Source organism: Citromicrobium bathyomarinum, from assembly GCA_001306305.2.
Taxonomy (GTDB): Bacteria; Pseudomonadota; Alphaproteobacteria; order Sphingomonadales; family Sphingomonadaceae; genus Alteriqipengyuania; species Alteriqipengyuania bathyomarina.
The window spans coordinates 1,783,097-1,795,447 of record CP155577.1; the positions used below are offsets into that span (position 1 = coordinate 1,783,097).

Consider the following 12,351-nt stretch of genomic DNA (forward strand, 5'->3'; position numbering starts at 1 on the left):
AGCGAGACGATGGGTGCGGTCTACCAGCATGCGCAACAAGTCTACCGGGACTTCACTACCGATGGGGTGCAGGCGAGCGGCCTGCATGCGCCGACGAAGAGCGATATCAGAGAGCTGTTTCAGACGGTCGACAATGCGATCAGCGCCGCGCAGGCCGGGCTGACGGCCGTTGCCGATGTGAGCGCCCGCGACAGCTTCTTCGCAACGGCCGCCAACCAGAACCGCCTGGTCTACGTGAACGACAATAACGGGGCGGACGACGATCCGGCCAATGGTGTGTACGAGTATGTCGACGGCGCGGCGCGCATCGCGACCGGCTTCTACCAGGGCGTGGCGCTGGTGGTGCAGCCGCTGGTCGACGAGGCCGAGGCGTGGGCGCAGGGCACCGAGCCGGGCGGGGCAGGGACGAAAAGCGCCAAGGAATGGGCGCAGTCGATCTCCGGGCTGGTCTCGCTCGATGTCAATAACAACGCCTTCGCCGCCGGCGCGGGCAATGGATCGGTCTCGGGCGATGGCAACACCGCGTTTGCCTATCACGCCGCGCGGGATCTGCTCGCCGGTATCGGCAATACCGACATTGGCCGGGCCGCAGGCCGTGGCAACCTGAACGGGGAATACAACCTCAACGCAGCGCATAGCGCCGGCCTGCTGATCACAGGCGGCGATTTCAGCGTCCGCCTTGGCTATCTGACGCAGGGCAACGTCGTCACTGTCTCGTCCCGGAATGCGATCGTGGGGGCATACGGCGCACAGTATTACCAGGGCAACGAATTTGCCGGACTGGGCTTCGGGGTGGGCGGCAACCTTACGACCGGGGTTCGCTTTGCCGGGCTCGGGGCGGGGGCCGGTGGCACCGCGACTGTCAATGATGCGGTCACTGCGCTGGGCTGGGGCGCGGATATCTCCGCCGCCGCGCGCGATGCGGGCTACAACAACATGACCGCCGTCGGTGCCCTGGCAATCTGCACCAACGAAAATCAGGTGGCACTGGGCGACAATCAGGTCACCGAGATCCGCGCGTTCAATATGATCGCCATGCGGGGCATCCCCGCCGCGCGCAGCTGGTACGCCGGTAACGCGGGCAACAACAACGCCGCCAACCAGGGATGCTTCGGCATCGGTGAAGGTGTCCTGTGGCAATCGACTTCGTCGAGCAATGTCCTTGGCTGGGGCGATCTGTGCCTGGCCAACCACGACGGGTCGAACGGGGTCATCTCGATCGGCAACCGCTCGATGCAGGAGAGCATCGACATCAAGGATAGCGTGGTCCTTGGCGTTCTCGCGCTCAACGAGCGACAGCATGGCGTCGGCTTCACGATCGCGGGCTACCGCGCGCAACAGCACGGCGTCACCAGCAACAACGTGTCGGCGTTCGGCGACAGCGCGGCTTGGCAGTACCAGGGCGATGGCGGCGTCTTCGGTGGCTATGTGGTGGCCGAGCTGATGCAGACCGGCGACGGTGTCGTCATCCAGGGCCGTGCCGCTGCCCGGCACCGCAAGAACGGAGATCACGTTATCCTGATCGGCGAATGGGCAGGTGGCTTCCCCGATGCGGCCGGCGTCGACATCGAGGCCAACCTTGGCGCGGTCACCGCTGGCGATCGGGTGGTCGGCATCGGCCAGCGCGCGATCATGCAGGCTGTCGGTAGCGACATCGTGGCGATGGGCGACCTTTCCGGCAGCGCGGTCACCCTCGGCACTGGCAGCATCTTCATCGGCTCTGGTGCGGGCGCTGGTGAAAGCCAGAAGCCGGACATTGCGAACGCCATCGTCATCGGCACCAATACCGACGCTGCCAACGACAACGAGATCGTCTTGGGCAATGCCTCGCATACGACTCTCTCGGTTTGCGGCGTGAGCTTCGCCCAGGCCGATCTGACCAACCTCAAGGACCTCTCCGACAATGCGACCGAGTTGCTGGCGCTGCTCGACGCCGCGTAACCGCCCCCTCATCCCTCACGAAAGGCAATCGACATGACTACCAAGGATCGCTCCAAAACCGCCCCGCGCAACCGTGCGAAGAAGGACAAGACCCTGCGCGTCGACTTCATCAGGGGCCTGCGCGGTCTCGACGATCAGCCGCTGGAGCGGCAGGTCGGCGTGGCGCTCGGTGAAGACGGCAAGCCGCTGCCGCCCGAAAAGCAGAAAAAGGTGCCGCTGACCCTTCGCTATCTCGTCGCCTATGCGCTCGACAAATCGGCGGACTCCAAGGGGGCAAGCCTTCGCCGTGGTGAGCTTTATGCCTCGCTCGGGGGAACCGATCCGGTCGACCTGGACAAGGAGGACGTGGCGCTGATCGAGAAGACGGTCTATCTCGCGCTCTCGCCGATCGCGATCCGCGCTATCCTCAAGGAACTGGATCTGGTGTCGGACACGCCCAAGCCGGCATCGGGCGCGAAGCCCTACGATCTCGACCGGCCGGTCCTCGATATCGATGGCGAACCCAAGCTGCGCGAAGGGCCGGATGGACTGGTGGAACTCGATATCCGCTTCGCCGTCCGCGAGGCCTTGAACGATGTCACCCGTGGAGCCCACACCACGGTGACGGACGGCGCCGGTCGACCGCGTGCAAGCACTGATCGGAAGGAACTGGAGCGCAGGGGCGAGCTGCTCGACCTGATCGGGCTCGACGGCTTGGCTCACCTCGACAATGACGATATCGTCCTGATCGAGAACCGGGTGCACGATCGGTGGGAACCGTCAGTGCTCTACGCAGTGCGGCAGGCTCTCAGCGAGCCGGTGAAAGAGGAAGCTGACGCGAAATGAACGGTGCGGTGGTGACGATCGTGCAGAGCGAGACCTCGACGAACGTCGACGGGCTCGCTCTGCTCATCCTCGGTGCGGGCGCTGGGGCCAACATCATGATCGGCTACGATGCTGTCGACCTCGTCGATGAGACTGGACGAGAGCGCGCACCCCTCACCGGGGAGGATCGCTCCTCGCCTATCTAAAGCATCGCTGTAGGAGCTCTAGGGATCGCCTAGAGCTCCAATATGCATGCGCTAGATGACCGCTTCTGGCCCGCTAAAAGTGCTCCAGCCGGTCTTGTCAAAGACTCCAGAAGGTCTTGGCACGCTACAGCCAAGCCTAGCGCGCTATGCCTGCGGGAAGGGGGGCTGTGGACAAGCGGGGGAGGGGGCCCGGTGGCAGGCACTGCGTCACGCGCTGGCGCTCGACACGGCCAGCGGATTCGAGGCTTTGTGCGCTATTGCGGAGTGCGATAGGGATCCGCTGGCATGCGAAGCCGCTACACTTCGCCACAAGCTATGCACAACTTATCCACAGCTTGCCAAGTTGCGGGAGAGCCGATGCCTCGCGAGCTGAATCCACCCTTCTGCACCCCGCTGGCACTCGCAGAGTGCATCGTGCAGCTGGACGAGCACGGCTTCGATCCGGCGGACGAGCGTTCGTTACAGAATGCGGCATCGCTGCTCGCCGGGCTGGCGGCCAATCGCGGTTTCCTCGGCGATCTGCTGATCGATCTCCTGGCCGGCGCTGACGATCAGGCAAGCGGTTACGGCCCGCAGGCGATCATGCTGGCGGGGCCGCGCAACGGCTATTTCCTGCGCGCCAATATCTGGCCCGCGCGCGGCGATCCGGCCTTTGAGGCAAGCGGCGCGGCAAGCTTCGTCTATGGCCTGCCGCATGATCACAATTTCGACTTCCTGACGGTCGGCTATTTCGGGCCGGGCTATGTCAGTGACTATTGGGAATACGACTACGCGAGCGTCTCGGGAGAAGCCGGGGAGGCGGTTGATCTGCGGCGCGTTGAGCGATCGCAGCTGAGCGAGGGGCGTGTGCTGCACTATCGCGCGCATCGCGACGTGCATTGCCAGCATCCGCCCGAGAGCCTGTCCGTTTCGCTCAACATATGCGCCGCGAACCCCGCGCAAGGCTGGTTCGACCAGTACCGTTTCGACACCGAAGCCGGCCGGATCGCGGGCGTGCTCAATGCGAGCGCGAACGAGGTCTTGCTAATGCTGGGTGTGGCGCTGGGCGGGGAGGATGCGAGACATTGTGCGCAGCATTTCGCAACACATCACCCCAGTGCTGCGATGCGACGGGTGGCGAGCGGAATGATCCGGTCAGAGTAGCGGCGAACCCGTCGCCGTATCGATCGCACCCTGAAGGATGATCGTCGCGGCCTCCGCGTCGATACGCTCCGCCCGCTTGCGGCGGCTGACATCGAGCCCGATCATCGCGTCCTCGGCGCTCTTGGTCGACCAGCGCTCGTCCCACAGCAGCACCGGCAGGCCGAAGGCTTCGGCGAGGTTGCGCGCATAGGCGCGGCTCGCCTGCGCGCGCGGGCCTTCGCTGCCGTCCATGTTGCGCGGCAGGCCGATCACGATCCCGCGAATGCTGCGCGCCTCGATGAGCTTGCGCAGCTCGTCGCGATCGCGACCGAACTTGCCGCGCGGCAATGTCTTGAGTGCGGAGGCGAAGCGCCAGCCCGCATCGCACACCGCGATGCCGATGGTCTTGGTACCCAGGTCCAGCCCGATCAGCGCGCCCCCGTCGGGCAGCGTCTCGGCCAGACCTGCGGCACTCTCACCTACGAGTTCGCGGCTGTCCATTCGCGCACGCGCGTCACCACGTCGTCCTGCAGGTTCCGCCAGAACAGCGGGATGTCGTAGACGTGGTAGTTCCTGCCGGGCAGCACGGCGGAGCCCATTTCGGGCGGGTCGCCGATCCGCAGGATGCCTTGTTCGTCACACCTGGCGCCGACCGCACCGGCGACCAGTTCGCCGGAGGTAAGATCCTCACTCGGCACCAGCGTGCCCTTGTTGTCGTCCGCCGGGGCGGCGCTGTTTGCGAAACCGGTGATCGGATTGACGCACAGGATCGCCCCGTTGCCGCGCGGCTCCCCGTCGAAGCCGGGGCTCGCCCGGTAGCGGCTGAGCAGCTGGGTCGGGTCGCCATCATCGGCGAAGCTCACCCAGCTGAGGATGCAGCCTGCTTCGTTGGCACGCTCGCACGCGGGAAGCGGCAGCACGGGCAGGTCGTGGTCGATCGAGATCGGCCAGCCGACCGCATATACCGCCGCGATGCGGTTCTCCACCGGGCGGCCCTTGATCCGCTCACGCAGCAGCCGCAGCAGGTGGAGCGATCCCTGGCTGTGCCCGGCGAGGATGATCGGGCGATCCTTGTCCACGCTTTCGAGGAAGTAGTCGAACGACTGCTCCACATCGCGATAGGCCGCGTCGATCGCCTGCTCTGCCTCGGGCTTGTCGGTGATGAAGGCACCGACGGTCGCCTGGCGATACTTGGGCGCCCAGATCTCGGCGGCGCGGTTGAATGGGCTGGCGAGCCCGCGCAGGAACAGATTTGCGCGGTCCTCCGCCTCCCTGTTGCCCAGCTTCGCGTTCCACTGGATGTCGCGGTCGAGATTGGTCGGGATGTAGCTGGTCGGGTGGACAAAGAAGACCGCGAAGGGCGGTGCGCCCTGCTCGTCGTCGGCGGTGACGCGGCGCGATCCCGCCTCGCTCGCCTGCTCCACCAGTGTGCGCTCGTCCTCGCTGCGGGGCAGGGGGTTCTGCGTCTCTGCGATTGCGGGCTGGTAGCGCGCGGGATCGTTCGTGCCGATCCCGGGGCGCGAATACCACATGTCGGGGTCGGAATAGGCGTTTTCGGCCAGCGCCTCCTGCTCGACGAACTTGGTGTTGGGGACGAAGGCGATCTCGGTCGCCTTGTCGGACCAGTAATTGAGCGCGAACAGCCCGATGATCACGAGCACGATCATCGTCGCGATGAAATAGAGAAATGCGCGTACCATCGTGTTTCCCCCTATGCGTCCGCGCGGCTCGCGGCGGCTGCAGCGGCTGCGGCATATTCGCTGTCCTGCGCGGCCTGGTTCGCTTCCGACCGGCGCACCAGCGCGACCTTGAGCATGGCGAGCAGCGGGTCGGCCAGCAGCAGCCCGATAATTCCGAACAGAAGACCCATGATCAGCTGCGCGCCGAGCACCAGTGCGGGCGGCAGGTCGACCGTCTTGCGAGCGATCATGGGTATGACGACGTAGCCATCGAAGGTCTGGACCACGAAATAGATCGCCACTGCGGCGAGCCCGGTTTCGACACTGACCGAGAAGCCGACGGTCGCCATTAGCAGGCCGGAAACGACCGCGCCGATATTGGGAATGAACGCCAGAAGTCCGGTCAGGATGCCCAGCAGCGCCGCCATCGGCACTCCGAACATCTCCAGCGCGACCCAGGTGAAGAACCCTTCAAACACCATGCCCACGATGCGGCCCGCCATCAGGCGACGCAGCGTCAGCGCCATTTCGGCGAGGGTCTTGCGCAGTTCGCTGCGCTCGCCACGCGGGGCCATCCATTCGACGCCGCGCTCGTACAGGTTGGGTTCGAGCGCGACATAGATGCCGATGATCAGGATGATCGCGGTCGTACCGATGATGCCCGCAATTCCGCCGATCGCGCGGGTTACGGTGCCGACGCCGCTGACCACCTGGTTGGCCATCGACTGCGCATCCGACAGGGACACCTGCATGCCGTTTTGCTGGGCCAGCGCGATGATCTCGTTCAGCTGTTTCTCGACGATGGCGGGGAGGGTGGCAGCCTGTTCGGCGATCTGCGAGCCCGCAAAATAGCCAAGCCAGACGAGGAATGCGATCGCGAGCAGCAGGACCATGACGATCCGCAAGGTGCGCGGGATCGGCAGATAGCGGCCGATCAGGCGCGCGCCGCCGTCGATCATCGAGGCGAACACCAGCGCGGCGAAGATCACCAGCAGCGACTGCGAGATATAGACCGCCAGCGCGGCGAGGCCGATCACCCCGACCCACACCATCGCCTTGTGCATCTCCAGCCTCAGTTGAGGATTGGAGATGTAGGCCGGGCTGGCATCGTCCCAGCCCTCGTATTCGCCATCGGTATCGGGGCCGCGGGTGCTGTCCGGCGTTGCGGACTCGCGCGAAGGATCGTCAGGCTGTGCCATTGGCGGTCCGGTCAGGCGCCCTTGCTGGTGTCTTCGACGGCCTTGGCGGCGTCATCGGACTTGGTCGGGCGCAGCGTGGTGAACGCCCGGTCGCCGCGCATCGCGCCGAACCAGGTGAACGGGTTCCAGCTTGCGGTGCCGTCCAGCGAATAGGTGATGAACTCCGCGCGGCCGCCGATATTGGCGAGCGGGACGGGGCCGCCCAGGCCCTGATTGGCGATCGAGGCGCGGCTGTCGGCCGAGGCATCGCGGTTGTCGCCCATCACGAACACCGCATCGTCGGGCACCTGGATTTCGGGGTAATTGTCGAGCGGCTGGTCGGGCAGTGCGTCGATGATCAGGTAGCTCGCGCCGTTGGGCATGGTCTCGCGTTCGACGGGAACGCGGCACTTGCGGGTGCCGTCGGGAGCGGTGACGGTGGTGAAGCCGGGGCCCTGACAGGGCGAATTGAGATCGATCGGCAGCAGCATCGCAGGCTCGACCTTCTGCGGCACGGGCTTGCCGTTGAGGATGATCTGCCCGTTCTTCACCGCGATCCGGTCACCCGGCAGCGCGACCACGCGCTTGATATAGTCTTCGCTGCGCTGCGGATGGGTCGGGATGACGATGTCGCCATATTCCGGCGTCCCGCCGAAAATGCGCCAGTTGCCGCGCGGCAGCATGTGGAAGGTCACCGAAGACCAGTTGTAGCCGTAGGGGTAGCGGCTGACGATCAGCTGGTCGCCCACCAGCAGATTGGGCATCATGCTGGTCGAGGGGATGAAGAACGGCTTCGCGACGAAGCTGTGAAACGCCAGCACCGCGAGAAGCATCAGCGCCAGCCCGCGGAATTCGGCGAACCAGTTGACCTTTTCGTCCTCGCCGGATTTGGGTGCGGTGTCTTTTTTGCTCATGCTGGTCAGGTTGCTCATTCGGGAAGTGCCTCGATCATCACCAGAGCCTGTGCCCATGGATGATCGTCCGTGAGGGTCAGGTGAACGCGTGCCACATGGCCCGCCGGGGTTATTTTCGCAAGCGCCTCCGCAGCGCCATGTGCCAGTTCGAGAGTGGGCGCGCCCGAGGGTGCGTTAACCACGCCGATGTCCTTCATGAAAACGCCCTGGCGAAATCCGGTGCCGACGGCCTTGGAGAACGCCTCCTTGGCGGCGAACCGCTTGGCGTAGGTGCCCGCGATGGTGAAGGGTCGCCGCCGCGCCTTGGCGCGTTCCTTTTCGGTGAAGACGCGGTTCTCGAACCGCTCGCCATAGCGGTCGAGCGAGTTCTGGATCCGCTCGATATTGCACAGGTCGGAGCCGAAACCGATGATCATGATGCGCGCACCAGCAGGACGACGAGCAGGATCAGGGCGACATAATGCAGGATGACCTGCGTCTTGACGAGATCGTGTGAGGTGTCGCCCTTCGCCAGACGCAAGGTCATGGTGTAACCGCCGACTTGTAGCAGGGGCCAGACGACGGCGAAAACCGTCAGCGCGCCCGAGTTGAGCGACACGCCCAGCAGGAATATGCTGAGAAGAAAGGGAATAGCCCCTGCGATCGGCCAGAAGCGCTGGCCGGGGGTGATCTCTGCAGGCGCACTCACCGCGCTTCGTCCATCAGTTCGCGCATCCGGCGGATCGCGGGTTCCAGCCCGGTGAAGATTGCCTCGCCGATCAGGTAATGGCCGATATTGAGCTCTGCGATTTGCGGGATGGCGGCGATGGGCTGGACATTGTCGAAGGTCAGGCCGTGGCCCGCGTGGGGTTCGATCCCGTTCTTCACCGCCAATGCCGCCATGTCCGCAATCCGCTTCAGTTCGATCGAGCGCTGCTCGCCAGTTGCATGCGCATATTCGCCTGTGTGGAACTCTACGACAGGCGCGCCGAGGCGCATTGCCGCTTCGAGCTGTGCAGGGTGGGCTTCGATGAACAGCGAGACGCGGATGCCCGCGTCGGTCAGTTGCGACACGATCGGCGCGAGCTGGTTGTGCAGGCCCGCCGCGTCCAGCCCGCCTTCGGTCGTGCGTTCCTCGCGCTTCTCGGGGACGATGCAGGCGGCGTGCGGCTGATGGCGCAGCGCGATCGCCAGCATTTCCTCGGTCGCCGCCATTTCGAGGTTGAGCGGCAGGTCGGTCGCATCCTGAATGCGCCTGAGATCGTCGTCGCGGATATGGCGGCGGTCTTCGCGCAGGTGCGCGGTAATGCCATCGCCGCCCACGGCCGCGACGATTTGCGCCGCGCGCACGGGATCGGGATGGTCGCCGCCACGCGCGTTACGGATGGTCGCGACGTGATCGATATTGACGCCCAGGCGGAGTTTTTGGGGGCGGTTGCTCATCATCGCGCTCTAGCGGGGTGTCGCCGGGCTCGCAATTGCGTTGCAGGCGAGTGCTGCAAGTGCGTCGTGCAACGCGCCGGAGCCGGTCCAGATTTCTCCGAAATTGAACTCGCCGTCGGCGGTCGCCAGTGCCAGCGCCATGTCGCGCTGGGGCAGCATGATGTTGCGCACCTGATATTTGCCGATCGCGCCGCGCCGCTCGACGATGCGGACCGGGGCGTCGCAGCCTTCGAGCGGCGCATCGAACACCCACTGGCCGAGCGCCATATATCCCAGCTGCGGATCGCCCTGCCACATCGCGGTGCGGGCCTCCGGGCCGAGCAGCTTGCCCGCCATCAGCGCACGGTCGAAGCGCAGCATGTCTGCCAGCGGACCGATCAGCGCGGCGGAGGTGCCGTAGCGGGCGATGCGGGTGGTGTGGGTTGGGTCACGCCCGGCATAGTCGCGCGCGCTCCCAGCGCGAAGCAGCGCGGTATCGCGCCAGCCCGATGGTATGGCGATCCGCTTCTCCAGCAGCGCCTCGATCGGTTTGCCGGTCACGTTTTCGAAGATCGCGCCCAGCACGATGTAGTCGCAGTTGTTGTAGCGCCATTCCTCGCTCGGCGCGGTGCGATCGGCCAGACACCAGTCGAGCCCGGTCGATCCGTCGGAGTAGAAAGACGGGAACCCGGTCGCATCCGGCGGGCTGTCGTCGGGATTGGCAAGGCCTGATCGGTGCTGGAGCAGCTGACGGATCGTGGGGGCGGGCACCTTGGAGGCGAGCTCGGGCAGATACCGATCCGCCGGAGCATCGAGATCGAGCGTCCCGGCTTCGACCTGCTGCATCGCCAGTACCGCCAGCACCTGCTTGGTCACCGATGCCCACGGCCACCGCTCCGGATTATCCGCTTCGTCCCGCGCAGCGAGCCCGATCGAGACCGAAGAAAGATCGCCCGGCCTCCGGCTCACCACCGCTTCGCCGGTAAAGCCGCTTGTGTAGAGAGCCTGCGCAAAAGGGGCCGACGCCGCGGGTGCGCCGGGCGTCGGGGGTGTGTCGCGCAGATCGTGGGGCGCGCAGCCCGTGGCGGCCACCAGGGCGAGCGCGCCAAGGGCTGCGCGCAGGATCAAGCCTTGCGGCTCCCCGGCTTGGTCACGGGCACCGCCTTCAGGCTCTCGGGCACCTCGCCTTCGGGATAGGTCGGGAAGGAAAGCTGGATCAGCGGGAAGAACGGCACGCCCATGTCGGCTTCGCCGGACGAGCGATCGACCAGCGCTGCCTCGGCGATCACCTCGCCGCCCTCGCGCTTCACAGCCTCGATCGCCTCAACGCTCGATTTGCCGGTGGTGACCACGTCTTCCACCATCAGCACCCGCGCGCCTTTTTCCAGTGCAAAGCCGCGACGCAGTTCGAAAGTGCCTTCGGGCCGTTCGAGGAACATCGCGTTCTTGCCCAGCGCGCGGCCCATTTCATACCCTATGATAAGGCCGCCCATCGCCGGGCTGACGATCACGTCGATCTGGCTGCGGATGTCGCGCGGGATTTTTTGAGACAGCGCAAAAGCCAGCCGGCCAGCGCGTTCCGGGTCCATCAACACCCGCGCGCATTGCAGATAATGGGCCGAGTGGCGGCCCGAACTCAGAAGGAAATGTCCTTCGAGCAGGGCGTCGCAACCCCGCAGTTCACCGATGATCTCTTCATCCGTCATGACCGTTCGTGCCTTCGTTATCTGTGTAGTGATGGGGCTGGTGTTGCACCAAACGCATTGGACGCCCCGTGAATTCCGGTCTAGAGGCGCTTGAGAGTCGCGGCAAGCGCCCCTATAGGGCGAGCCCGAAATCACGCCCAAGCATGCTAAAATGGGTTACAGGGCCCGTGTTTCTGCAAGGTTCGAAGGAAGTCAGACCGACAATGTCAATTGCCGCCGCCTATCGCGATATCCGCCGTTTCCTGATTGCAGTTCTTGCTGTTGCCGGCCTTGGCCTTGCCGCTCAGGCTGCCATTGCCGCCGCGCCCGATACGGGTGTGCCGGCTGCTGCGACGCAGACCGAGGCCGCTGCTGCCGATACCGCAACGGGCGCGGATCAAGCTGCCGGCGAGGGTGATGCTGCCGCCACTGATAGTGAAGGTGGGTACGAACATCTCGGCCCCGAATGGATCAAGGGCCAGCCGACCGCGTTCGAAGACAACGCGCTCAAATCGATGAGCTTCCAGGACCAGTACACCGACGATGGTCAGTTCGCGCTGGGGATGAACAACTACATCCTCGCGCCGGTGATCGTGTTCATCAGCGCCTTCGTGTTCTTCCTGCTTCTGGTGGTGGTGGTCCGCTATCGCCGCCGTGAGGGACGCGAGCCTTCGCGCACCACCCACAACACGCTGATCGAAGTGATCTGGACGCTGGTTCCGGTGCTGATCCTGGTGATCATCGCGGTCCCCTCGATCACGCTGCTCGCGCGGCAGTACAAGACCGCGCCGGCCGATGCGATCACCATCAAGGCGACCGGCTACCAGTGGTACTGGGGCTACACTTATCCCGACCAGGGCGGGTTCGAAGTGATTTCGAACATGCTGCCCAAGGAAGAAGCGCTCTCGCGTGGCGAACCGGCGCAGCTTGCTGTGGATAACCGCATGGTCGTGCCGGTCGGCGTGCCGCTGCGCATCCAGACCTTCGGCGCGGACGTGATCCACTCGTTCTCGGTCCCGAGCCTGTGGTTCAAGGTCGATGCCGTCCCGGGTCGCCTGAACGAGCGAGTGCTGACCATTCAGGAGCCGGGCATCTATTACGGCCAGTGTTCCGAACTGTGCGGCGCGCGCCATGGCTACATGCCGATCGCGATCGAAGCCGTCCCGATGGACAAGTGGCGCCAGTGGGTGCTTTCCAAGGGCGGCACTTTCGAGGAAGGTGCCGAAGGTAGCGAACAGGCGGACATTCAGGCTCCGGCGAGCGCGACCGAAGGGGCTCCCGCTGCAGGTGGTGCGCCGACCGCTGCCGACGATGGCGGCGAAGCGCCGTCCGTGCCGCTCGACGCGAGCGACGCGGCCGACACGGCAGCCTGACCGGCGGACGCGAGTCCGGCGAGAGAATAATCGACTTTTAGACGTCAC

At 65.1% G+C, this 12,351-nt stretch carries 14 protein-coding genes; 5 read left to right on the forward strand and 9 right to left on the reverse strand.

Translation table 11 applies throughout. The annotated features are described in order from the left end of the window. The first annotated feature begins 9 nt into the window (after positions 1-9). The 4 genes from VO57_008930 (at position 10) to VO57_008945 (ending at position 4,094) form a co-directional block, all read left to right on the forward strand. A complete protein-coding gene (locus tag VO57_008930) occupies positions 10-1,941 on the forward strand; it encodes a hypothetical protein (protein ID XBL68268.1) in 1,932 nt (643 codons plus the stop codon). 33 nt (positions 1,942-1,974) lie between these two features. Next, positions 1,975-2,766, forward strand: coding sequence for a hypothetical protein (locus VO57_008935; protein ID XBL68269.1), 792 nt, complete (start codon positions 1,975-1,977; stop codon positions 2,764-2,766). Further along, on the forward strand, positions 2,763-2,951 hold the full coding sequence (locus tag VO57_008940) for a hypothetical protein (protein ID XBL68270.1): 189 nt from the start codon (positions 2,763-2,765) through the stop codon (positions 2,949-2,951). Before VO57_008935 ends, VO57_008940 begins: the two co-directional genes overlap by 4 nt. 357 nt (positions 2,952-3,308) lie before the next feature. Beyond that, on the forward strand, positions 3,309-4,094 hold the full coding sequence (locus tag VO57_008945; GenBank protein XBL68271.1) for a transposase: 786 nt from the start codon (positions 3,309-3,311) through the stop codon (positions 4,092-4,094). Here VO57_008945 and ruvX read toward each other — a convergent pair. Genes ruvX through pyrE form a run of 9 tightly spaced genes read right to left on the reverse strand, consistent with a single transcriptional unit; the run spans position 4,086 to position 10,951 of the window. Continuing rightward, positions 4,086-4,574, reverse strand: coding sequence for a Holliday junction resolvase RuvX (gene ruvX / locus VO57_008950; GenBank protein XBL68272.1), 489 nt, complete (start codon positions 4,572-4,574; stop codon positions 4,086-4,088). The two genes, VO57_008945 and ruvX, sit on opposite strands and share 9 nt — an antisense overlap. Beyond that, positions 4,553-5,773, reverse strand: coding sequence for a DUF3089 domain-containing protein (locus VO57_008955; GenBank protein XBL68273.1), 1,221 nt, complete (start codon positions 5,771-5,773; stop codon positions 4,553-4,555). Before VO57_008955 ends, ruvX begins: the two co-directional genes overlap by 22 nt. Before the next feature lie 11 nt (positions 5,774-5,784). Continuing rightward, entirely contained in the window at positions 5,785-6,951 is a 1,167-nt protein-coding gene (locus VO57_008960) for an AI-2E family transporter (GenBank protein XBL68274.1), read from the reverse strand. A gap of 11 nt (positions 6,952-6,962) precedes the next feature. Beyond that, on the reverse strand, positions 6,963-7,844 hold the full coding sequence (gene lepB / locus VO57_008965; GenBank protein ID XBL68275.1) for a signal peptidase I: 882 nt from the start codon (positions 7,842-7,844) through the stop codon (positions 6,963-6,965). A 14-nt stretch (positions 7,845-7,858) separates the two neighbouring features. Further along, positions 7,859-8,260 (reverse strand): holo-ACP synthase, encoded by a 402-nt coding sequence (gene acpS, locus VO57_008970; GenBank protein XBL68276.1) that lies wholly within the window; start codon positions 8,258-8,260, stop codon positions 7,859-7,861. After that, on the reverse strand, positions 8,257-8,532 hold the full coding sequence (locus tag VO57_008975; protein XBL68277.1) for a pyridoxal phosphate biosynthetic protein: 276 nt from the start codon (positions 8,530-8,532) through the stop codon (positions 8,257-8,259). The genes acpS and VO57_008975 overlap by 4 nt, the downstream gene beginning before the upstream one ends. Next, a complete protein-coding gene (locus VO57_008980) occupies positions 8,529-9,266 on the reverse strand; it encodes a pyridoxine 5'-phosphate synthase (protein XBL68278.1) in 738 nt (245 codons plus the stop codon). The genes VO57_008975 and VO57_008980 overlap by 4 nt, the downstream gene beginning before the upstream one ends. Before the next feature lie 9 nt (positions 9,267-9,275). Further along, the gene (locus VO57_008985) at positions 9,276-10,373 is read right to left on the reverse strand and encodes a serine hydrolase domain-containing protein (GenBank protein XBL68279.1); all 1,098 of its coding nucleotides are present in this window, start codon (positions 10,371-10,373) and stop codon (positions 9,276-9,278) included. After that, on the reverse strand, positions 10,370-10,951 hold the full coding sequence (gene pyrE, locus VO57_008990) for an orotate phosphoribosyltransferase (GenBank protein ID XBL68280.1): 582 nt from the start codon (positions 10,949-10,951) through the stop codon (positions 10,370-10,372). The genes VO57_008985 and pyrE overlap by 4 nt, the downstream gene beginning before the upstream one ends. A gap of 203 nt (positions 10,952-11,154) precedes the next feature. Here pyrE and coxB point away from each other — a divergent pair, with 203 nt between their 5' ends. Further along, positions 11,155-12,303, forward strand: a complete 1,149-nt coding sequence (gene coxB, locus VO57_008995; GenBank protein ID XBL68281.1) for a cytochrome c oxidase subunit II — start codon at positions 11,155-11,157, stop codon at positions 12,301-12,303. Positions 12,304-12,351: the final 48 nt, after the last annotated feature.